The 22,848-nt window shown below is 56.8% G+C and carries 18 protein-coding genes; 3 read left to right on the forward strand and 15 right to left on the reverse strand.

Translation table 11 applies throughout. The annotated features are described in order from the left end of the window. Positions 1-49: 49 nt before the first annotated feature. The 4 genes from codA to RW023_RS07300 all read right to left on the reverse strand — a co-directional run bounded on the left by codA (position 50) and on the right by RW023_RS07300 (position 6,397). A complete protein-coding gene (gene codA / locus RW023_RS07285; protein WP_315580567.1) occupies positions 50-1,312 on the reverse strand; it encodes a cytosine deaminase in 1,263 nt (420 codons plus the stop codon). Then, complete coding sequence (codB, locus tag RW023_RS07290) at positions 1,309-2,568, reverse strand: cytosine permease (protein ID WP_315580568.1); 1,260 nt, start codon at positions 2,566-2,568, stop codon at positions 1,309-1,311. Before codB ends, codA begins: the two co-directional genes overlap by 4 nt. A 504-nt stretch (positions 2,569-3,072) precedes the next feature. Beyond that, complete coding sequence (locus RW023_RS07295) at positions 3,073-4,815, reverse strand: alpha-glucosidase (RefSeq protein ID WP_315580569.1); 1,743 nt, start codon at positions 4,813-4,815, stop codon at positions 3,073-3,075. Then, on the reverse strand, positions 4,802-6,397 hold the full coding sequence (locus RW023_RS07300; RefSeq protein ID WP_315580570.1) for a glycoside hydrolase family 66 protein: 1,596 nt from the start codon (positions 6,395-6,397) through the stop codon (positions 4,802-4,804). Before RW023_RS07300 ends, RW023_RS07295 begins: the two co-directional genes overlap by 14 nt. Before the next feature lie 193 nt (positions 6,398-6,590). Between RW023_RS07300 and RW023_RS07305 the strand changes: the two genes are divergently transcribed. Next, positions 6,591-7,724, forward strand: a complete 1,134-nt coding sequence (locus RW023_RS07305; protein WP_315580571.1) for an ROK family transcriptional regulator — start codon at positions 6,591-6,593, stop codon at positions 7,722-7,724. A 140-nt stretch (positions 7,725-7,864) separates the two neighbouring features. Here the strand turns inward: RW023_RS07305 and RW023_RS07310 are convergent, their stop codons facing one another. The 4 genes from RW023_RS07310 to RW023_RS07325 all read right to left on the reverse strand — a co-directional run bounded on the left by RW023_RS07310 (position 7,865) and on the right by RW023_RS07325 (position 13,367). Next, entirely contained in the window at positions 7,865-8,800 is a 936-nt protein-coding gene (locus RW023_RS07310) for a carbohydrate ABC transporter permease (RefSeq protein WP_315580572.1), read from the reverse strand. After that, positions 8,800-9,723, reverse strand: coding sequence for a sugar ABC transporter permease (locus tag RW023_RS07315; RefSeq protein WP_315580573.1), 924 nt, complete (start codon positions 9,721-9,723; stop codon positions 8,800-8,802). The genes RW023_RS07310 and RW023_RS07315 overlap by 1 nt, the downstream gene beginning before the upstream one ends. A gap of 223 nt (positions 9,724-9,946) precedes the next feature. Then, positions 9,947-11,200, reverse strand: coding sequence for an extracellular solute-binding protein (locus RW023_RS07320; RefSeq protein ID WP_315580574.1), 1,254 nt, complete (start codon positions 11,198-11,200; stop codon positions 9,947-9,949). Next, positions 11,184-13,367: a TIM-barrel domain-containing protein gene (locus RW023_RS07325; RefSeq protein ID WP_315580575.1), complete on the reverse strand. Its 2,184-nt coding sequence runs from the start codon at positions 13,365-13,367 to the stop codon at positions 11,184-11,186. The genes RW023_RS07320 and RW023_RS07325 overlap by 17 nt, the downstream gene beginning before the upstream one ends. A 190-nt stretch (positions 13,368-13,557) precedes the next feature. Between RW023_RS07325 and RW023_RS07330 the strand changes: the two genes are divergently transcribed. Next, positions 13,558-14,667: a LacI family DNA-binding transcriptional regulator gene (locus RW023_RS07330; RefSeq protein WP_315580576.1), complete on the forward strand. Its 1,110-nt coding sequence runs from the start codon at positions 13,558-13,560 to the stop codon at positions 14,665-14,667. Between the two features lie 204 nt (positions 14,668-14,871). Here the strand turns inward: RW023_RS07330 and RW023_RS07335 are convergent, their stop codons facing one another. From RW023_RS07335 to RW023_RS07355, 5 genes are all read right to left on the reverse strand, one after another. Beyond that, on the reverse strand, positions 14,872-16,578 hold the full coding sequence (locus RW023_RS07335; RefSeq protein WP_315580577.1) for a CTP synthase: 1,707 nt from the start codon (positions 16,576-16,578) through the stop codon (positions 14,872-14,874). Positions 16,579-16,589: 11 nt separating this feature from the next. Beyond that, complete coding sequence (locus RW023_RS07340; protein WP_315580578.1) at positions 16,590-17,237, reverse strand: response regulator transcription factor; 648 nt, start codon at positions 17,235-17,237, stop codon at positions 16,590-16,592. 50 nt (positions 17,238-17,287) lie between these two features. Next, complete coding sequence (locus RW023_RS07345; RefSeq protein WP_315580579.1) at positions 17,288-18,448, reverse strand: histidine kinase; 1,161 nt, start codon at positions 18,446-18,448, stop codon at positions 17,288-17,290. Between the two features lie 65 nt (positions 18,449-18,513). Next, positions 18,514-19,314, reverse strand: a complete 801-nt coding sequence (locus tag RW023_RS07350; protein ID WP_315580580.1) for an ABC transporter permease — start codon at positions 19,312-19,314, stop codon at positions 18,514-18,516. A gap of 83 nt (positions 19,315-19,397) precedes the next feature. Beyond that, positions 19,398-20,384 carry an ABC transporter ATP-binding protein gene (locus tag RW023_RS07355; RefSeq protein WP_315580581.1) on the reverse strand — a complete coding sequence of 329 codons (987 nt, stop codon included), beginning with the start codon at positions 20,382-20,384 and terminating at the stop codon, positions 19,398-19,400. A 108-nt stretch (positions 20,385-20,492) separates the two neighbouring features. On the opposite strand from RW023_RS07355, the gene RW023_RS07360 reads away from it, so the two are divergent. Beyond that, positions 20,493-21,113, forward strand: coding sequence for a GNAT family N-acetyltransferase (locus RW023_RS07360; protein ID WP_315580582.1), 621 nt, complete (start codon positions 20,493-20,495; stop codon positions 21,111-21,113). Positions 21,114-21,131: 18 nt separating this feature from the next. Here RW023_RS07360 and RW023_RS07365 read toward each other — a convergent pair whose 3' ends face one another. After that, positions 21,132-22,265: a DUF4853 domain-containing protein gene (locus RW023_RS07365; RefSeq protein ID WP_315580583.1), complete on the reverse strand. Its 1,134-nt coding sequence runs from the start codon at positions 22,263-22,265 to the stop codon at positions 21,132-21,134. Between the two features lie 61 nt (positions 22,266-22,326). Next, positions 22,327-22,725 carry a hypothetical protein gene (locus RW023_RS07370; RefSeq protein WP_315580584.1) on the reverse strand — a complete coding sequence of 133 codons (399 nt, stop codon included), beginning with the start codon at positions 22,723-22,725 and terminating at the stop codon, positions 22,327-22,329. Positions 22,726-22,848: the final 123 nt, after the last annotated feature.

Consider the following 22,848-nt stretch of genomic DNA (forward strand, 5'->3'; position numbering starts at 1 on the left):
TTATGCAGGCCTCAGAAATTCACCTGACGCACCACGGCCTCGGCAATCCTTAGAAGTGCACGCTGCGAGCAAGAGGCTCGCACTCTGCCAACATGCGACCGGCGCGGAAGTTTGCCAGAACAGGAGAACCAAAGCTCAGCGCGTGGAACCAGTCCTCGGCATCCAACACAATGAAGTTCGCGGTGTTGCCAACCTCAATGCCGTAATCGGAGAGGTTGAGTGTGCGCGCTGCATTGTGAGTGATGAAGTTGTACGAGCCCGTGATCTCATTGCGCGCCATCATCTGGGTGACGTACAGGCCGTTGAGCACGACATCTCGCAAGTTTCCAGTCCCCATGGGGTTCCACGGGTCCTCAATGTCGTCCTGCCCAAATGAGACGTTGATTCCCGCCTCGGTCAGTTCCTTCACGCGGGTGACACCTCGGCGCTTCGGGTAGGTATCGACGCGCCCCTGCAGGTGCGTATTGACCAGCGGATTCGACACGAAGTTGATGCCGCTCATCTTGAGCAGGCGCACCAGGCGCAGGAAGTAGGCGTTGTTATACGAGTGCATCGCGGTCGTGTGCGAGGCAGTGACTCGCGGACCAATCCCGGCCTCGAGCGCGCGCGTAGCCAGGGTTTCCAGCCCACGCGAGGCCTCGTCGTCAATTTCGTCGCAGTGCACGTCCATGAGCAGTCCGTATTCCTGGGCAAGTTCGACTGCGAAGTTCAGCGAGGACACGGAGTACTCGCGGGTGAACTCAAAGTGCGGGATTGCACCGATAGCATCGACACCCATTTCGGCCGCACGACGCATGAGGTCACGTCCGTTCGGGAAGGACTCGATGCCTTCCTGCGGGAAGGCGACCAACTGCAGGGTCATGGAGTCCTTGAGTTCCTCACGCAGGTCAATGAGCGCGCGAAGAGCTGTCAGGTCCGGGTCAGTAACGTCGACGTGCGAGCGCACATACTGAATCCCGAACTGTGCCTGCTGACGAAGCGCTCGGCCCGCACGGTCCTTGACGTCCTCGTAGGTCAGGGTCTGCTTGCGCTCACTCCACACCTCGATGCCCTCGAAGAGGGTTCCGCTTTCGTTGTAGCGCGGCTGTCCCGAGGTGAGCGCAGTGTCCAGGTGCACGTGCGACTCGATATAGGGAGGCAGAACCAGCTTGCCCGTGTAGTCGCGGACCGCTTCGCCTTCACGAGGCGCCAATCCAGCACCGATTTCCGCGAACTTTCCGTCCGTAATACGGATGTCGACTCCAGCAGGGCCATCTTCAATACGGACGCCCTTGATGAGAAGATTCGCTCCAGCGCTTGCGGGGGTGGTCATCGACGGATTCCCTTCTCGATTGCGCTTCCGACGAAGTAGACCACGATGGCGACGACCATGGCGTTGATCGAGACGATGCCAAAGCCGGGGGTCAGCCAGCCGGTGAGTGCACCCGCGATCAGGGCGACGATCGGTGCCCATTTGACCTCGGGTTCATCTGTTCCCAGATCCATGTAGCTGCGGCGGCGTGCGAAGTAATCGGCCACCAGAACTGCACCGATGGGGGGCAGGGTGGCATTGAGCAAGCTGAGCCAGCCGACAAAGTTGTCGTAGAGCCACAGGGCTCCAAGGGTTCCGATGATGCCTGCGATCAAAACCAGCGGCTTCTTATTAATTCCGGTGATGTTCGCGTAGCCCAGGCCGGTGGTGTACAGGGCGTTGTTGTTTGTCGTCCAGATGTTTGCACCCAAGACGATCAGCGCAGGAATCAGCAGGCCCTGAGCGATCATTACGTAGAAGATGTCGTCCTTACCGGTGAAGGCTCCACCAACCGCTCCGAAGGAGAACATCAGGGTGTTACCGATGAAGAAGGCGATCACAGTGGTGATGACTGCCGAGGTTGCGGACTTTGCGAAGCGAGTGAAGTTGGGGGTTGCGCTACCGCCAGAGACGAAGCTTCCGATCACGAGGCCGATGGCCGCAACGGTGGTCATGCCTTGGTTTTGACCGAAGACTGCGGCAATACCGCCGCCTGCGTTGACCGCACTGATCATGGAGTAGCTTCCGAGGATTGCGATCAGAGGTACTGAAACGAAGGAGACGATCTCAATGGCCTTGATTCCGAAGTAAGCCGAGGCGGTCATCAGGCCGCCCGCAATGATGACGACGGGCCACGCGTTGATGTGCAGGGTTTCAGCGGTGGGGATTGCGAACATCGCGACGCCCACACCAAACCACCCCATCTGAGTGAAGGAGATCAGCGCTGAGGGCAGGAAGGAACCGATGCGGCCGAAGGTGCGACGGGACATGAGGTCGAAGCTCAGACCGGTCTTTGCGCCGATGTAGCCCAGCGCACCCGTGTAGACCGCAAGGATTGCGCCACCGATGATGACTGCCCACACATATTGGCTGAAGTTCAGGCCGTTTCCAAGCTTGGCGCCCACGCTCATCGAAGCCGAGAAGAAGGTGAAGCCGAGCATAACAAAACCGACGGCCCAGAATGACCGTCGGTTCTTTGAAGGAACTGCTTCAAAAGAGAAATCATCATCGTGTCGGATGACGTCCTCTTTGTGTCGTTCAGGTGCGATTGTGCTCATCGGTTATCCTTCCAGGTTCTGAGGTTTCGTAGCGCATCGTTCGTTATCTGTCTTATTTAGTCCGTCATCTCTGTCATCTAGGCGCACCCGGTTTTCCTGCATTTGCAGACTGGGTAATGGCGTGATGAACAAGATTCGATCTAGGCCAAATTGTCAATAGGTTACCGCGCAGAACGCATCCAGCGCAAAGTTCAGCAATGTGACTCTGCACGCATCGATTCCAAACCCTAAGATAACCTTCGGTTAATCTAAAAAATACCTGATAATAGGGCTGTGGCCCCATCTCTCCCTCCTAGAAGATGGGGCCACAGCCTGATCGTGAAACTATGAGCAACTAGTGCCCAAAGCTCCATTTTTCAGTCTGCCCTGGGTGGCAATCCCAGATATGAAGGACAGTCCCATTCTCTGAAGAGTCCTCGCGAACTGCCAGAGTTTTTTCAGTCCTCGCATTTTGTACTTTGCGTTGACTCCAACCAGGACCAAGCTCCAAAAGGCGGCGAGAACTCAGGCAAGGAAAACCCGTGCCCTCCACGGAGAAAGCGGAGCGCCCATCTCTTCCCAGATCTGCCCGTTGGTCAGAATCGGGACACACTCGCGCGCGGCCTCGGCAATGAAGGAAGGCAGCGACGGCTGGGCATCACGCGAGGAAAGATTTGAAATAACTATCAGCTCGCGTTCACCTAGAACTCGGCGATATGCGAAAATTTCACGGCTACCTGCATCGATACGCTCAAAACTTCCGTTGGCAACTACTGCCAAGCGGTGACGCAATTCGATCAGAGCCTTGAAGTAGGCAAAGACCGAAGTCGGATCACCCACCTGCTCGGAGGCATTAATCACCGGGTAATTCGGATTTACCGCAATCCACGGCGTGCCCGCTGTGAAACCAGCGTGCGCAGAACCATCCCACTGGACGGGAGTTCGCGCATTGTCGCGACCCATGGCACGCAAACCGGAAAGAACCGTCTGAGGATCTTCTCCACGTTCCACAGCCAAGCGATAGTAATTCGTTGATTCAATGTCTTCGAAGTCCTCAATTCCTTCGAAAACTGTATTCGACATGCCAAGTTCTTCACCCTGATACACATAGGGGGTCCCGCGAAGCAGGTGAAGCGCGGTTGCCAGTGCGGTTGCACTGTCATACCAGTACTTTTCATCTCCGAAACGGCTCACAGTCCTGGGCTGGTCATGGTTGCACAGGTACAGACTGTTCCAACCCCTCTCAGCAAGGCCTTCTTGCCAACGCGTCAGGCAATCAGCAAGATCTCCCTCTTTCAAGGTGCGGCGGCCAAACTTCCCCTCGGGAAGCCCCAGAATCACGTGCTCAAATTGGAAGATCATATTGACTTCACGCCGTGCGGGATCAGAATACAGATGCGCGTTTTCTAGAAGGACGCCGGGAGTCTCTCCAACGGTGAAAAGAGCACCGCGACCATCGAACACCTCGCGATGCATTTCTTGAAGGAATTCATGCAGGCGCGGGCCTTCCATATAGAAGGGGCTTCCGTCGGCCAGAGCTCGACCTGGTGCAGGAGTTCCATCTGGCAGTCCCGGGACCTTCGAGATCAGGTTAATAACATCCATACGGAAGCCATCGACACCGCGGTCAAGCCACCAGCGCATCATTTCGTAGACGGCCTGGCGAACTTCGGGATTCTCCCAGTTCAGGTCAGGTTGCTGCTCCGCAAATAGATGCAGGTAGTACTGCCCAGTTGTCGGGTCATACTTCCAGGCCGGACCAGAAAAGAAAGATTCCCAATTCGTTGGTTCCGCTCCGGGGGTTCCTCCTTCAAAACCCGGACGCGGGTCACGCCAGTAGTACCAATCGCGCTTGGGATTATCCAGTGATGAACGCGATTCAACGAACCACGGGTGCTCATCCGAGGTGTGGTTAACAACCAGGTCCATAACCAGCTTCATACCCAGCGTGTGAACATCGGCAATGAGCTGGTCGAAATCCTTCATGGTTCCGAAAACCGGATCAATATCCTGGTAGTCACTGATGTCGTAACCGTTATCGGCCTGTGGTGATCGATAGATCGGCGAAAGCCACAGGACATCAACACCCAGCTCTTTCAGATATCCCAATCGGGAGCGGATTCCCTGAAGGTCCCCAAAACCATCACCATTGGAGTCTTGGAATGAGCGCGGATAGATCTGATAGACAACCGCGCTCTTCCACCATTCATCACTTGAAAGCTCGCTGAGGGCATTGGTTGTGGGAAGTGAAGCCTCAGAGAATAACACGAAGAACCTGCCAAACTTGTAAGGGCGGAAGATCCACCTTTGCCTGCGCTCCCTCACAGTGAACACGAAGTTCTTCTAGTCGTCCAGCCCCATCGGGGTCCGCCACAAATACGCGGGGAGTGCGCCCGGCACAGCAGCGCAATGTCAGGCGTCCACCCTCAACAAGAATCCCTGAACGCTTCGGCCCGTCCCACAGGGTGTCCTTTTGCCCCACTAGATTGATGAGGTGAACAACCAATCCGTGACGGGTCGTCGTTACTCGCCTCCACACTGCCCCTTCCGTAGGATCTTCCGTCACGCACAGCTTGTCGTAGGCGACCTCGACATCCTCATTCAATGGGCCAGCGAATGAATCAGTTACTTCCGCAATGTACGGATCCATCAGGATCTCATCGTGTTCAACAAGGAAGTCATACCAGCGTTTGAGCATCTCCACGGTACTGTCAGCGGCCTCGTGGTTATTGACGTAGTAGGGGTCGACGAGGACCTTCCCGCCTTCTCCCGCCAGAAGCTGGGTTGCTCCGTGAGAGAAGAGCGTTGCCATGGTGAGCTTATTCGCCTGCTCTGATTCTTCTGCCGAGGCCTTGGAGTAGACGCTTTGATACGCCGCAAGAACCACGGGCTTACCTTGCGCAACGCTTCTGGCCCGAGACGCAACACCCGCGAGCGCACCCAGCGTTGTGATGGGAACCCAAGGTTCGATGTACACAGCATCTTGGGAAGTACCAGCAGTGGCCCAGGTTGGGAAGTCATTGACGTTGTTGAAAACAAGGACAGTGTTTGGAAGCCCATCGCGCGCAGCGCCGATCATGCGCGTGAAGCTCTGCGACAAGTCGATAAGTTCTCCGTCGGCACGAGTTGCATACTTTGGGTATCCGTATTGATCGAGGTGGAATCCCTGGAACCCCACCTGCTCAACGCACTTTTGAAGGTCACTGATGAAGTGTGCAAGCCATCCCCGGGCGGCCGGGTCGACAATCTGAAGGAAACCACCCAGCTCATAGGGGGTCCCATCACATTGCATCAGTGCAGCATCCTTCCACTGATCCCAGTCTTCATTTCCGACGCCATAGACAGCGGCGTATCCGAATGAGCGAGATCCAGCCTGCGCCAGCCTACGGATCAGGCGACGAACTGTTTCCAGTGAAATCGGTTGGTCAAGAGGATCGAGATAGGTCTCTCCTCCACCTACAAGATCCGCGTGGCGGTAGGCCCAGTCGTAGAACTGAATGCCGTTGAGGTGCAGCTTGCGCGCCAAGCGAGCTACGGCCTCGACATCCTTATCGGGGGCATAGCTTGCAACGAAACCGTAGCGAAGTCGCTGACGAGTATCACCAAGAACCTGAAGAGCGGTGGTGGCAAGGACCTCGTCCCCATCACACAGCAGAACACCGTATCCGCCCTCTTCCAAAGTGCCGAAGGCCACCGATTCACCCAGCGGAGGTTCGGCCTCGGCAATAACGACTCCCAGGTGGGTCAGGCGCAAGGTGGCGGCGGGAGGAAGGGGCGAATCGGCAACAATGTCGATGCGTACCTCGTCTTCGACCTCAAAGGCCGCGGACACGGGAAGAAGTTCGAACATGGGATTTAATCCTTTCACTGGACCAGCCCTCACCTTCCTTAGACTTCCCTGCTTCATCGCAGTGCGTCTCCTCGTGAGGCGGTCCTCATTGGCCACTGGAACTTATTTCATCAGATAAAAATATTTGCGTCAAATATGTGATCTATAGTGTAATAATTCCGTTATTTACTATGTTTAATAAAGAAAGGCGGTCATGATGGGGTGGCAGCCTCAAGATGAACTCGCACAGAGCGTCGCGCTCGAGGTCCTTCTTCACGGGCCAGTCGGCCGCTCCGAGTTGGCTCGCCGACTGTCACTCGCACCCGCGACTCTCACGCGAATTAGCGCCGACCTCATTGCCTCGGGACTCCTCACCGAAGTACGGACCACCCGCACGGGAACATCCGGCCGCCCTTCGATCCCCCTAGCCGTTGTTCCAGACAGCCACCATTTCCTGGGAATCAAAGTTGCCGACGACTGCCTTACTGCTGCGGTTATTAACCTGAAGGCACAGGTCTTAAGCTACGATCAGCTTCCTCTCCCCACACACTCCCCCAAGGACGTTGCTGAGGGCATTGCCTCCTTGGCAAGCCAGGCCGAAAAGAGTTTCCGCATCGACGCGATTGGCGTGGGTATCGGCGGCGTTGTCACAGATCAGGGCATCATCCGATCCGCGCCCTTCTTGAAATGGGAAGATGTCGATCTTGTCGGCCTTGTGCGCGAACACATCACAATCCCTGTTTTCGTCGCAAATGACCTGACGGCCTATACACAGGCGCAGCACTGGTTTGATCTGGGTGCACAGCACCGGAATTTCGCGGTCCTGACCTTAGGCGTCGGCACTGGTTATGGCTGCGTTGCAAACGGGCGGCCGCTAGAAAACCAGGATTCCGGCATTGGTTTGGTCGGGCACTGGCCCCTAGATCCGCTGGGCCCGCTGTGCTCGCAAGGGCATCGAGGCTGCGCAGAATCCATGCTGACAACCCCCGCGATCACCCGCTCCATTTCTGAAGCACTTGGACGGGAAGTCACCTGGGATGAAGTTATTTCTTTGGCGGAGTCCGAAGACCCTGCTGTTTCCGCCGTCTTGCGCGCATCCGGATTAGCGCTCGGACGTTTGATCGGCGCGATCGCTAATCTGACGGCTCCAGAAGTCGTCATCATCGGCGGCGAAGGCGTTGCTTTGGCCTCGCTGAGCAATCGATGGATGCGCCAGGGCTTGGCGGAAACCCGCGACCCACGAGCCTCGCTGGTCAAGATCGAGTTGGCCTCGCCAGCAAATGAGACCTGGTGCCGCGGCGCTGCAGTTATCGGGCTCCAGGGCTACGTGTCCAAACGTCGCTCCTAAGAGCGACTCGGTACTAACAGCACGACTCGGTACAGACCGCACAACTCCCTCTTCCTGCCTCACAGGCACAAACTTGGGGGCACCGGCCCACACACCGACGCCCCCAAGCAACTCACCACCCAACTTTTTGGGTCAGGATTTCACCCCTTCGTCGCGCCACCGGCAAGGCCGGCAACGATGTACTTCTGAAGGGCGACGAACAGGATCAAGACGGGGATCGCAATAACCGTTGCTACCGCCATCAGGTCATTCCAGTTCGTTGCGTACTGGCCAATGAGTCGGTTCAGGGCAACCGTCAAAGGCTGCAGATCCGCCTTCGTGAGCAAGGTCAAGGCGAAGGTAAATTCACCCCATGTCATCAAGAAGGAGAAGGAACCGATCATGATGACACCGGGACGAATCGTCGGGATGACGACTCGGACAATGGTTCCAATGATGCCAAGTCCATCAAGTCGCGCGGCCTCTTCAACTTCCTTGGGGAACTGCTTGAAGAAGGGGCGCAGCATGATGATCGCAAATGGTAGTGTTCCCGTCACATCCGCCAAGATGATCGAGGGAAGGGTGTTGACCATTCCAGCGTGACGGAAAAGCACGAACATCGGAATCGAGATTGCGATCGCGGGAAGCAGCTGGACGACACTGAGCAAGATCAGCATGCCCGTTGTGATTGTGCTTCTCATTCGTGCGATTGCGTAGGCCGCGGGAATCGCAAAGAGCAGCGTCAGCACCAAACAGCCGGCTGAGATGATTGCCGAATTTCCCAGCGCCTTCCAAATTCCGAAGTTGTCACTGAAAGCGACCTTGAACGAGGCCAAGGTTGGGTTTTGCGGAATCAGGTGCGGGGGCTGCGCAAAAGTTTCCATCTGCGTCTTGAAGGCAGTACAGACCATCCAGTAGACGGGGAACAGGTAGAAAATTGCCATGACCCACGCGAATGCGGATTTCCCAATCCGGATGCGCCCCTCGCGCTTTTCGCGCTTTGTCCTCGCTAAGTTTGTTGTGCCCGAGGCCTTGGGTGTACTTTCGCCCGTCACTGACTGGACTTTTTCTTGAACTTCAGCGGTCTTCTCAGACATCACTGGTCCTCCTTATCCAGCGAACGAACGTAGAACCACGACAGAGCCAGCGGCAAAACCATGGTCAGCATTGAAGCTGCCGCACCGTTACCAAAGTCGAAAACCTTGAAGGTTTGCAGGTAGGTGAAGATCGGCAGGGTTGTGGTCGCCTCGACAGGACCGCCCTTGGTCATGGTGTAGATCAGGTCGAAAACCTTGTAGGTATTGATGACGCCAAGCAAGAGCAGCGAAATCACCACGGGGCGCATGAGAGGTTCAGTGATGGAGAAGAAGGTACGAATTGGGCCAGCGCCGTCGACCTCTGCGGCCTCGTACAGGCCGTCATCGATGGTGTGAAGACCTGAAAGGATCAGCAGCATATTGAAGGGCATACCAACCCATAGGTTTGCAACGACGATTGCAATCATTGCGGTTGTTGGGCCGGTCAGCCACATCACCGGGTGATCAACAATGTGCAGGGTCGTCAAGAAGTAGTTGATCACGCCGAAGTCAGAGTCGAACATCCAGCGGAAGATCGTTCCCGTGACAACAGCGGGAAGGATCCATGCGACCAATAGGAGCGCGCGAATAATGCCGTTACCCGGGAAGGGTTTACGGAAGAACAAGGCCAGCGCGTAACCAACAAGGAATTGCAAGGCAAGCGAGGCAACTGTCCAGATGATGGAGAGCTTCACGCCGTTCCAGAATCCGGGGCTCTTCAGCATCGCTTCATAGTTCGCAAGGCCCGTGGGGTGATAGTCACCCGAAATGAGGTTTGCGCCGTTCGCGTTAGAGATGGACAGCCAGATGTTATAGATCAGGGGGACAACAAGAAAAATCGTTATGTAAATCAGTGCGGGTAAGGCCAGAAGCAGTCCTAGGCGTCGTGTTCGCGCCAAAGAACGTGATCCGTCGTCGTGACCCGCTGTTTTCGTTCGCGCCATCGAAATTCACTCACAGATCCGAGGTTTGTGTGGGAATACTGTTGTGGCCTGGCGGGCTCAGTGGCCTGTCAGCACCCGAACAGGGGTGTTTCCCCCGCGAGTGGGATATTCGCTGCGGCTTCAAGCCGTTGCTCATCGTTGCGTTCCCACTCGCGGGGGAACTTTATGTGTGTGTTGGTTGCCTAGGAGCCATCGCCCCAAGCAAACCGGTTTCTTGCGCTACTCAGTTCTTGGGCAGCAACGGATTGATTGAGTCCGCGGCCTTCTTTGCTGCGGCCTCGGGGGTCGATGCGCCCGTCAGAGCTTCCTGCATGGACAGCTGGATGGCCTCGGAGATCTTCGGGTAATCCTTGCCGTATGCGCGTGCGTGTGCATACGGGAGCTGATCTTCGAAGACCTTGAGCTTGGGATCGTTCGAGAGCTTGAGCTTGCCCTGCAGGTCGGGGCGAGAGGAGAGCTGGCCGGAGCCGTCGCAGTAGATCTTGGCGCCTTCTGCGCTGGTCAGGTACTTAGCGAGCTTGACTGCTGCGTCAGACTGCTTGGCACCATTCATGACGACAACGTTTTCGCCACCCATTGAGGTCGCTGCGCGCTTGTCCTTGGGCAGAGGCGCTACATCCCAGTCAAACTGGGCGTCCTTAGTCAGGGTTGCCAGCTCCCAGGGGCCATTGATCATCATTGCGGACTTACCGGTAATGAACTGGGTACGTGCATCTTCCTGGGTGTAGTTGGAGACGGCCTCGGACATGGAGCCGTCGTCGATCAGGCCACGCAGGTATGCCAGAGCGGTTGCGCCGGAGGTGGCGTAGTCGTTCAGGTCACCGCCGGTCTGCCACACGAAAGGCAGGATCTGGAAGGTTGCGGATTCGGACTTCACGGCCGAGATCGCGAGGCCCTTCACGTCGCCCTTGGTGGTCTTCTTTGCGACCTCCTTGAGGGATGCCCAGTCGGTCGGAACCTCGACGCCTGCGTCCTGGAGCATCTGCTTGTTGTAGTACAGAGCCAGGTTGTTGGAGTTCAGCGGAATACCGTAGGTCTTTCCATCGAATTCAACCGAGGACCAGGGGCCATCGAAGAAGTCAGACTTGTTGATTCCATCGTTGCTCAGATCCTTGAGCATTCCCAGGGATGCGAAGTTCTGGTTATCGACAACGTCGACGACTGCAACATCGGGAACCTCGCCGCCGACCGAGCCCTGAAGGATGGACTTGGACAGGTCTGCAAACGCAAAGGTGGTGCGCTTGACCTTGATGTCGGGGTTGGCCTTCTCAAACTCAGCGATCGATGCGTTGATCGAGTCATTGGCGGTTTCACCGCTCAGGTAGTCCCACATCTCAACGGTTACTTGACCGCCGGATGCACTGCCGGAGTCGGCCGAATACGTCTTTGTCCCGGAGCATGCTGCCAGTCCCAGTGCCATAACTCCGGCACCGAAGAAGGCAATCCCGCGCATTGCGCGCTTAGATGCGTATGCCATTCTTTCTCTCCTTTGAGTGTCGATAGTTGTCCGTCAACCAACTATCTAGATCCGTGTTTTCACGGATGAATAATGGGATGCACTCCAGTGGTGCATCGATGGTGAGTTCACTTCCGCCTTCGAAAGTCTCACCAAGCATGTACGAGGCCGAGGCCTCTTGATCCTCATCCCCGCAGCTGGGGGCGATGAGAAGTTGGCGCCACCGCGCACCTCGGGGAAGGTAGACGCGGGCGGTGCGGGAGCCGGCCTCGGTAATCGGGGAAACCAGGAGGTCGGGACCCAAGAAGAACTCCCCGTCCCAACTCCAACAGCGCTCGTCCTCGGGGAATTCGAGGAAGAGGGCGCGCATGGCGGGGATTCCGCGCTCGCTGGCCTCGTCCATCACGCGAGTGAGGTAAGGGCGCAGGGTTTCGCGCAGGAGGATGTAGCGCGAGCAGATATCCGCAACTTCCTCGCCGTAGGACCAGATTTCGTTGGGGCCGCCGGGGTTTTCCGAGGCCACATCTTCGCGGGGTTCGCGGTGACCGTGAACGCGCATGAGCGGGCAGAAGGTTCCAAACTCAAACCAGCGAGCGAAGAGTTCCTGGTATGCGGGGTCACTGGCGTCGCCTCCGTGGAAGCCTCCGATGTCACTGGTCCACCAGGGGATTCCTGCGATTCCAATAGACTGTCCGGCTCGGACCTGCGTGTAGAGGGCCTCCCAGGTGGGGCCGATATCTCCGCTCCACACTGCAGATCCGTATTTTGCCTGCCCTGCCCAGGCACTGCGGCACAGGGTCAGGAACTGATCTTCACCCTGTTCGCGCATGCCTTCCCAGATCATGCGGGCATTCTCGCGCGGGTAGAGGTTCGAGACGTTCAGGCCACTTCCGGCGTAAAAGCGCAGGTTGGAGGGGTGACCGGGGTTGAGTTCGGGCTCGCAGGCATCCAGCCAGAACACGCGCACGCCCAGATCGAAGTAGTTGTTCTTCAGCTTGTTCCACACGTATTCGCGTGCGGAGGGATTCGTCGGGTCGTAGAAGGCGACGGGAAGCGGGCGATCCATTCCCTTATCGCGGAAGGTTTGGTGGTATTCGATTCCGGCTTCGGTGCCGACCAAGAGGCCTTTTGCGCGAATTTCCGCGTCGGTTTCTGCAAGGGGTGAGACCGTGGGCCACACGGAAACCATGAGCTTGGTGCCCATCTCTTCCAGTTCGGCCATCATCGCTTCGGGGTCGGGGTATTCGCTTGGGTCAAAGCGCCACTCCCCCATAGCGGGCCAGTGGATGAAGTCGGTAACGATCACAGACAGGGGCAGGCCGCGGCGCTTGTATTCGCGCGCGACTTCCATGAGTTCTTCTTGGCTGGTGTAGCGCAGTTTGGATTGCCACAGGCCCAGTGCCCACTCAGGGATGCGGGGCGCGTGGCCAACGGCGTCGGCGTAAGCCTCAAGGATTTCTTTGGGGGTATCGCCCACGCACACCCAGTAGTCGATCCACTGGCTGCCTTGTGCGACCCAGCGAGTAGCTTCTTTGGCGAATTCGACGCGGCCAACACTGGGGTTATTCCACAGGAATCCGTAACCCTTGTCGGAGAGGACGAAGGGGATGGAGACTTCGCCGTTTCGCTGAATCAGATCAGAGACAACTCCCTTGTGGTCGAGGAAATCGTAGGAGTGCTGGCCCATTCCGTAGAAGCGCTCGGCGGGATCCGAGGCAAAGCATTGGTGGACTTCGTGTCCGCCGAAACCGGGGTAGATTCCGTGGGCGCCTGGCCACCAGAAGTGCTCGGGGGCTTCGCGCAGGATAGATTCGCCGTCCTTATGGAAGTCCAGAAGGAAGCGAGCGATTCCGGTTCCACCATCAAGGTTTGCAACCACACTGATGCGCCCGTTGGAAAACACTTCTTCGGGGCGGTCGTAGCCGGGGATCTCGGTGACAGAGATGGGTTCGCTATTCCCGGTAGTCTCTGTCGGAGCCGGGGTGTCGGCAAGCGGGTCCGTGGATGCTCCAGAGGCCGCGCCGAGGCCACTAAGGGGTGCGGCCTCGAGCGCGCCCAGTCCCTGGGGGAAGTTCGCGTTGGGGCCTATGCGCACACGAAGTGCATTGCGACCCCAGGCCTCAATGCGGATGAACTCGTGCGCATAGGAGAGTTCGACTGCGCCCGGGTACTCCTTTTTCGTGTACACCTATGACTCCTTAGCGAAGGGTACGAATACGTATTCACTCCATGCCTCTATGCAGGAGATTTTCTGGTAATATTCATTACGCATACGTATTCGTCATGTAAAAATTTTTTGCGAGCATCGCTGCTCGCGTGTGATGTGAAACTCAAGATAATTTGTGAAAGCGTTCCTGTCAAGAGAGCAGGAGGAACTGATGGCACGCCAGCCAACCAGTAGAGACGTCGCAAAACTAGCGGGAGTCTCACAAACTACGGTCTCCTACGTCATGAGCGGCAGACGGACAGTGTCTCCGGAGACGGAAAAACGTGTCCAAACTGCAATGAAGGAACTGGGTTACCAGCCGCATGCGGGTGCTCGTTCACTGCGCTCACGCAAGTCGCGAGTACTGGGAGTTGTCATCCCCTACCACGAGGGTGCGGATGGGGCGGACCAGCACTACATGCTGATCTCACTGGCACAGCTCCTGCGCGAACATGATTTTGATCTGCTTTTGATTACCGCGAACGAGGGGGCGGCTGGGCTGCGCCGCGTCATGACGACCGCACTGTGTGATGGTCTGTTCATCATGGAAGTTCGCTTCAATGATCCCCGCCTGGAGGTCGTGGCTGAGAGCAAGATTCCCACGGTTTTCATTGGCACTCCCGGGCCCGGTCCCTTTAGGTCGCCGATCCAGTCCATTGACGTGGACTATTACGAGGCCGGCACTCAGGCTGTGCACCGCATTCGCGATGCGGGGGCGCGGAATGTTGCTTTCGTGCACTCGGCCAGCACAGATGTGCAGTCCTTGAACTTCGTCGCGCAGTTTAAGCAAGCGGTTGTGGATACTGCAGGTGAGCTTGGGATTCCCTTGCTCTCACGCACCTGCGGAACTGGAATTCAGGCAATTCGCCACTTGGTCGGCCAAATTGCCGGCGAGGGGCGGGTTGATTCCTACATTCTGGGGCCGACAATTTCCGCTGATGACTGGTGCAATGCGCTGATGGATCTGGGGATTAGACCAGGACGCGATGTCTCGCTGGTTGCCAGCGGATGGCATGCGGAACGAGCTCACTGCCTTTTCGATGTCGATCATTTTGATACCCGGCCGGACGAACTTTTGAGGCGAGCGGTTGAGATGCTGGTTGCCCAAATCGATGGGGAACCCCGAAAGGAAGCGGACGCAGATACCGATGCTGAGGGACATGAGGCTGTCCCGTTGGAACAGTCCGAGGCCACAATCCGTCGTCCCGTGCACGGATTGACCCTGCTTGACCCAATCTTCGTACCCGGAAATACGGTTGTTGGGGCGGGAAGGGAAAGCTGACTTCCTCCTTGCCCCGTCCCGCCCACCTCCTGGTTTAGCTCCCCGTCCCGCACATCTCCTGGTTTAGCTCGTCGACTCCTAACATATGAGCGTTCATAGGCCAGGAATCTGTGAGCTAAACCAGGAATGAAGGAGCTAAAGACGGAGATAGTGCAGGGATGAGGGAGCCAAAGACGGAGCTAAAGCCCTAAGACCCTACAGCCCCTACTTGCGCCCACCGCGTGCAGCGTAGTTTTCTGCGTGACGCGCAAGTGCGGCGCGAACCAGGCCCGCGAATAGCGGGTGAGCCTTCGTCGGACGGGACTTGAACTCGGGGTGAGCCTGAGTTGCCACGTAGTAGGGGTGCATGGAGCGATCCAGCTCGACAAATTCGACCAGGTTCCCATCGGGTGAAGTACCCGAGATGTGCAGGCCAACCGATTCCAGCTGATCGCGGTAGTCGTTGTTCACTTCAAAGCGGTGACGGTGACGCTCCGAAACCTGGGTCTTCCCATAGGCCTCGGCAACGATAGAACCTTCCTGAAGGACCGCGGGGTATGCGCCAAGTCGCATGGTTCCGCCCAGATCACCATCGCCCTCAACAATGTCGACTTGGGAGTCCATGGTGTGAACGACTGGATCCGGCGTCTCGGGGTCCATTTCCGTCGACGAAGCTCCAGCCAAGCCCAGCAGGTCACGCGCGGCCTCGATCACCATGCACTGCAGGCCCAAGCACAATCCCAAGGTCGGGATCTTGTGCTCGCGTGCCCAACGCAGGGCACCCAACTTGCCTTCAATGCCTCGGATACCAAAACCACCGGGGACGATGATCGCATCAACGCCACCCAGAGCCTTTTGAGCACCCTCTGGGGTTTCACAGGTATCGGAGGCAACCCAACGCAGGTCAACGCGAGCGTTATTCGCAAAACCACCGTGCTTTACGGCCTCGGAAACAGAGAGGTAGGCGTCGTGCAGGTCAATGTACTTACCGACCAGCGCAACCTCAACGCGGTACTTCGGCGATTCAACGCGCTCAAGCAGCTCGTTCCACTCGCTCCAGTCCACGTCGCGGAAAGTCAGGCCCAGACGCTGAACAAGGAAGGCATCCAAACCCTCGCGATGCAGTGTCGGGGGAACCTCATAGATCGAGGCCGCGTCCTTGCATTCGATGACAGCATCTCGGTCAACGTCGCACATCAGTGCAACCTTGCCCTTGATTCCCTCGGGCAGCGGCCGATCCGTACGCAGTACCAGCGCATCGGGCTGAATACCGATAGAGCGCAGCGCGGCCACAGAGTGCTGAGTCGGCTTGGTCTTGAGTTCACCGGCAGCGGGAAGGAAGGGGATCAGTGCGACGTGCACGAAGGCGACATTGTCTCGGCCCAGGTCGGCGCGCACCTGACGAGCGGCCTCCAAGAAGGGCTGAGATTCGATATCGCCAACCGTGCCACCGATTTCGGTGATGATGACATCGGGGGCATTGCCCTCAGCATCGGGCACAGCCTGAGCACGCATGACGCGCTTGATTTCGTCGGTGATGTGAGGGATGACCTGGACGGTATCGCCCAGGTACTCGCCGCGGCGTTCCTTCGCAATAACGGTGGAGTACACCTGACCGGTGGTGGCGTTCGCAGCGCCGGACAGATTCACGTCCAAGAAGCGCTCGTAGTGGCCGATATCGAGGTCGGTTTCCGCGCCATCTTCAGTGACGAAAACCTCACCGTGTTGGAAGGGGTTCATCGTCCCGGGATCGACGTTGATGTAGGGGTCAAGCTTTTGCATGGCAACGCTCAAACCGCGCGAACGCAGCAGACGCCCCAGCGAGGAAGCGGTCAAACCCTTACCTAATGAAGAAACCACACCTCCGGTGACGAAGATGTGGCGAGTAACGTTTTCCTGCGTCTCTTGACGACGTCCATAGCTGTTTACCATGGAATCTCAGTTTACAACCACCCGTTTTCTGTTGCTACCTTGAGTGCTTCAGCTCTCGTTCGCGCGTGGGTCTTATCCATCGCCGAGCTCACGTAGTTGCGCACCGTCCCGGCCGACAGCATGAGCTCCGAGGCCACATCCTCCACGGTCCCCCCACTTTCGAAAGCGCGCAGAACTTCAACTTCGCGCGCACTGAGCGGGCTTTGACCTTTCGTCAGCGCATCGACCGCGAGCGCGGGATCGACCGTGCGCAGTCCTTGGGAAGTTCGTCGGATTGCTTCCAGGAGCTGCTCGGCTGGCGCGTCTTTGACAACAAATCCAACGGCTCCAGCGTCCAATGCTCGCTGGACATACCCGGGACGCCCGAAGGTCGTCACCATGAGGACCCGCGCATTCGCCCCGCGGTCTTTCAACGCTGCGGCTGCACTGATTCCATCCATAACGGGCATTTCGACATCCATGATGACGACCAGTGTCGACGCAGCTTTCACGGCCTCTTCACCACGGGAATTCTCAGCGTTATAGGCCTCGACTGCGGCGATGACCTCGCGACCATGAGCGGCCTGTGCGACGACGTGCATATCGTCTTCCAAGTCAATGAGCGCGCTCAAGGCACCACGAATCAAGGCCTGATCATCGGCCACAATCACGTGAATCATTGGCAGTCCTTTTGCGCGCCAGTAGTTGACTCGCCAATTCTACCTTCCGATTAGGCGGATTCTCCGCGGAAAGTCAGGCGCAGTGCCCACGTATTCCCCTGGCTCCCCCACGTCATCTCCCCTTCCGAGGCCGCCCGCTGACGCAGTCCTTCCAACCCGGCCCCTCCCCCTGCCGAGGCCTCCGAATAGCTGCGTGAATACCCGTCGTTTTCCACCAGGACCTCATCAGGGGTCAGGCGGACACTGATTGTGGAGGGATGAGCGTGGGTAATCGCGTTGGCAGTCCCCTCTCGGATGACATGTGCGGCCAAAGTTGCCCTGGGACCGGGCGCGATTTCTCCTTGAATATCGGCGATAAATTCGATCCCCGCTTGCTCGCAGAGTTCACGGGCCGACTCGACCTCTTCCTCGGCGGATAAGCTTCGTGAAGCGGCGATAATCCCGCGCAAATCTTCTTTTGCCTGGCGGGATAACTCCAGGGTCTGCGCAATTTGCTCACTGGCCTCGGCAATCTTTCCCACGGAGAGCAAGCGCTGGGCGAGCTCATTCTTCATGGTGATGACCGTCAGCGAGTGCCCAAGAATATCGTGAAGATCCCCGGCAAAACGCAGGCGTTCGCGCTCGCGAACCAGGCTAATTGCTTGGCGTTGACGTTGTTGCTCTGAGTGGCGATTATCGAAACTGCGGCGCACGGCCAGGGTTAAGCCCAAAACCATCAGCAGCGCGATGATCGCGTAGCTCAAGGCCACCGCGTCGATACTGCCAATAGGCAACAAGATGGCAATGACTTCCCAGCCGACAAGTGCCACTAGGCCGGGAACCACATATCTCTTGGGGGCTTGAAGGTTCCAGCCTGCGATCGAGTAGGTGATGAAAAGGGCCGAGGTTACTCGCGATGCGCCGGCGACAACCAGGACGAGTCCCAGTGCAACCACCAGAGCCAGCAGGATCCCGTGCGAGATCCACATTTTCTTGGTGATGCGCGCTCCCCATTCAGGGGTCGGATTGACAATGTAAATTGCAATATCAGCAGCAGCAACGCCAAAGGTCAGAGTGAGGATCAGCGCGATCATCCCGGGGGATTCAACGGTAGGAATCATCCCCAAGGGAAAGGCCAAGAAAGCCAGGTAGGGCAGCGCCCACAACACCGCGGACAAACGCGGGTGACGCTGTGACCACGAGGCATCTGTCCCCTGAGTTTTGGTGCTCATTCCTGTCCTTCCCCAGTAATTGCGTTGAAAGTGCTGGATGTGTGCGCCCGGCTGCACCGGGCTTCTTAGCGATCAGTGTCCCTGCGCTGTGCCCAGATCGCAAGCAGTGCCATGGGAATAAACCACGCGACCGTGGAAATCACCCACTTCCATTCGAAATTATCGAAACCGTAGAGGGGCAGCTGAGAAAGGTTGAAGAGTCCGTAGAAGGGGCTATAGGGCGCGAGCGCCTTAAAGATCGACCCCATGGAGCTGATCGGAATGAACATTCCCGCAAGGAAAGCACCCAAGACAACGACACCATTAATGACCGCGAAGGCGGTATCTGAGCGCATGAGGAAGGCAAGGGCTAGGCCAAGGGCCGCGGAAATCACCGATGCAGCCAAGGTGATGAGCCCACTTTCAACCCAGGCCTCGGGGGTCATTCGTGCTCCGGTCGCGTATCCGAAGGTATAGGTAATGACAATAACCAGGGCACTCATGGAGATTGCCGCGATCAAACGGGAAAAGATGAAGGCACCCGAACCCACGGGGGACAGTGCAAAGAGCCTGGAGATTCCAGAGGTCCGCTCAAGGGCAACAACGGTTGCAGCCGATGCGGCAGCGATCATCACACCGTACAGGGTCATTGACACCAAGACCGTTGCGCCGATATTCGCATTGATCGCCCACTCTTTCGAGTACTCCTGTCCGGCTCCAAACATCATGTACATGAAGATCGGAAGGATCAGCGCAAAGGCAAACATTGCGGGATTGAGAACCAGCTTCAGGAATGACTTCCAGGTGAGAAGCCCAACCCCCTGCCAGGAGCTCAGTGCCTGGCGGCTGATCCAGGGGTTTGTTGCTGAGTGAGTGTGAGTCGTCATTGTAAATCCTTAGAGAAGAGGTGCGAGGTGGCCAAAGCGAAAGTCAGGACTTCATGTCCCGCGTTCTACTGCGTGAGCTCGGTCTACTGCGTGAGCTCAGCGAAAACATCCTCGAGGCTTGAGAAAACAACCTCGAATTCGCATGCCTGGGGAATGGCGACGATGTGCCGAGCGGCTTCGTCAGAGAAGGTCGTGTGGAACTCCACGCGTAGCCAGTGATCGGCAGCCAAGCCCTCTTCGCCTAAGGAAGCGGGGGCGGAATCGGGGGAATCGACCTCGGCAATATCGGAAAGCTCCCACACTGTCCCAAGCTCAGCCGCGCGCTCGGCCAGTCCTGCACGCACTCCCTCAAGAGAGGAAGCGGGGATCGAGAAGGCCAGGCGCGTCGACGAGTGCGCTCGGCGGATTTCTTCGGTGGGGGCGTCGGCGCTCACGCGGCCCGCATTGACGATGACCGTACGCTGAGCGTAGTCCTGCGCCTCGGCCAGGTAGTGAGTGGCGAAAAGGATCGTCTTACCTTTCGAGGCCTGCGTGCTCATGAGATCCCAGAACTCCTTGCGCATGGTGACGTCCATTCCGGCGGTCGGTTCGTCGAGAATGATGAGTTCCGGGTCAGGAATTAGTGCCATTGCTAGGCGAACGCGTTGCTGCTCACCACCGGAGAGCTTGCGGATTTTGCGGCCAAGAAGGTGGCGAAGATGGGTTTCCTCGACAAGGGGGTCAATGGACTGGGTGCGCTTGTAGACGCGCGAGAAGAGTTTGAGGATTTCTGCGACGCTATAGTCCCCAGGAAGCGAACCCGATTGAAGAACGACACCGATCAGGCCGCGGCGGATTGCTTCTTTGGCGCTCATGCCAAAAACTTCAACGCTTCCGCTATCTGCCTGTTGAAGGCCAAGAATGATGTCAATTGTTGTGCTTTTTCCGGCGCCATTTCGACCAAGGAAAGCAACGATTTCACCGGAATCAACGCGCAGGTTCATGCCCTTGAGCGCGTGCACATTCCCGTAGGTCTTCACCAGGTCTTTCGCAAGGATCACTGGGGTCGTGGTTTGAGTATCCGTGTTCATGCTTTAAGTCAAGCCTGTGAGGGACATCGACAACAGTGTCGTTTTTACGAAGTTTCACATGACAATTGTCATGAGGCAGCCAATGTGGGTGAAATTTAGTATGGAAGGGTGAGTTCAAGCGAGTCATCTCTTATCACTTTGCCCGTCCGTCGCCATTCCCACTTCTACCCGCAGGTCCGTAGCCTCCTTGCCGAGGCCTTTCCAGCCGCCGAACTCATTCCTGAATGGGTGATGAATGCGCTTGCACTACGCCGTTCTATTGATTTCACGGCGTATTTTGATCCTGAAGAACCCTCGGGCTTTTGCGGAGTGACTTTCACTATTCACTCAGATGATTTGCTTTTTGTCGTGTTCTTAGCGACGAATCCCGCGGTTCGCTCGCGGGGATACGGGACGCGAATTCTTGACCAACTGAAGGAGCGTTTCCCCGGTTTTGCCATTGCTTTGGAAATCGAGCCAATGACTACCGATGCTTCTAACTTCCATCAGCGCGAAAGGCGACTGGCCTTCTATCAGCGCAACGGCTTCGTCGAAACCGGATTGTATACGGACTATGAAGGCGATCAGTACGAGGTTTTGCGCTATCTTCCCTCTCGTCTTCCGGGTGAGGCGCATCAGGGTATGCAGTATGCAGATCTAGGGGTTTTACGCAGTAGCCTTGAGGAGCTTCTTGCGTCACTGGCCATACCGGTCTACATTCCCACCATTCACGTCGGTATTAGGGAATAGCCGAGGCTGCAGCCGCGGCTACGCGAGGGGGTCTGGTAGGTCGCGGTGGTCGTTGGGAATCAACACCGTTGGGTCAGGAACAGAACCATCAGAAGGACGAGCCCCACTCTCATAACTAAATTCCGTGTTCTTTTCGCGCAGAATAACCGTCACAATCCCACCATTCTTCTCATCCTTCCACGCCAGGTAGTGGCCAACCCCAGGTACCGGACTGGCATAGTCATACACCAACTCATAGCCCAGCGGATTCAAATGAGCATTCCCCCACTCAATAACCCGCCCCACATCACGCGGACCACACTGAACACGCTGGCTTTCAAGCCAATACTCTGGAGGGGGATAGCTCTTCCTCGTTTCCATCTCGCTGGGGCTGGGAGCCACGTAATACGGCGAATCACCAACAATTTCGTCTCTGAAACTCAAAATCCCCGGCTCAACATCACGCTGAAATACCTCAATCGACTGACGCTTCTCCGCCCACTCACTACCATCAGTCTCTGGAAATTCAGGCGCATCCCCATCCAAATACCGAACGCTGGGGAGACTATCACTCACATATCCAGCAATATCCCGAGAATCATTAGGAATCAACACCCGCGGATCAGACACAGAACCATCAGAAGGACGATCTTGGGTGTCATATTGAAAAGCCAATGACTGATCCCAAATTAAGATTTCAACATGCCCTCCATTCTTTTCGTCACGCCAAACCAGCCAATCCTGATCATGCACAACCGATACATACCCAAGGGGTTCGAGATACCGGCCGAGAATTTCTTCAACGCGGTCTGGGGATTGGGTACCCCCACGTACTCTCTGACTGGACAGCTCCCATCCATCGTAGAGACGACTAATTTTGCTCTTCTCAGTCTCAGGACGAAGAGACTGAGAACCACTAAAAATTTCATTTCGTGCGGAAAGAATGCGCGGCTCCACATCACGCTGAAACGCCTCAATCGACACACGCTTCTCAAAAGGAAGATCCCCACCCTCACGCGGGGGATCATCGATGTAAGGGAACGAGATAATTCCAATAAACACCCATATCGCGAATAGGAATCCCACCACTGCGCCTATAAAACGCAGCACGTACCGCAAATAGCGCTTTACGCGCCCTCGCTGCATTCCACGCGTGGACTGCGAATCAGACACCGCCACACCTCCTCGTCATAATCAAACAGGCACCGCCTTGCCACTCAATCATCATGACGCACTACTGATTGAGCTGTTCCGCGCGGTGGACCAGATCTGGACGCGCATTGATTGCCGCCGTATACGCTCGTTGCGTGTCCTCAGGCATCCCCACTCCTCCAAAGGCGGCTGAGCTTAGACGGCGAATTGTCCGCTGCTGCTCCTCTTCAAGGTCAAGTAAGTCCTTCCCCGTCTTCCTGTACAAATCACCCAATTCTTCCATTGCACTAATCGAGCGGCGCCTGCGCAGGTTGACTCGTTCCTCAACTGAACGCGCACAGGAAAGATGAGCAATCCCCGGTAGGTTCTGTTCAATTAACGATGAGAAAAACACTTCGGTTTTCCCCACTCCCTCACGCAAATCACCCAAACTACGAGCAAGGGCTTCATAAGCCCCCTCACGAAAAGAAATATCAGTCATCTCAGTGGCCCGTCTTATCCAAGGGGTCTGGTAGGTCGCGGTGGTCGTTGGGAATCAACACCGTCGGATCAGGAACAGAACCATCAGAAGGACGAGCCCCACTCTCATAACTAAACTCCGTAT

It is taken from the genome of uncultured Actinomyces sp. (assembly GCF_963542285.1).
Taxonomy (GTDB): Bacteria; Actinomycetota; Actinomycetes; order Actinomycetales; family Actinomycetaceae; genus Pauljensenia.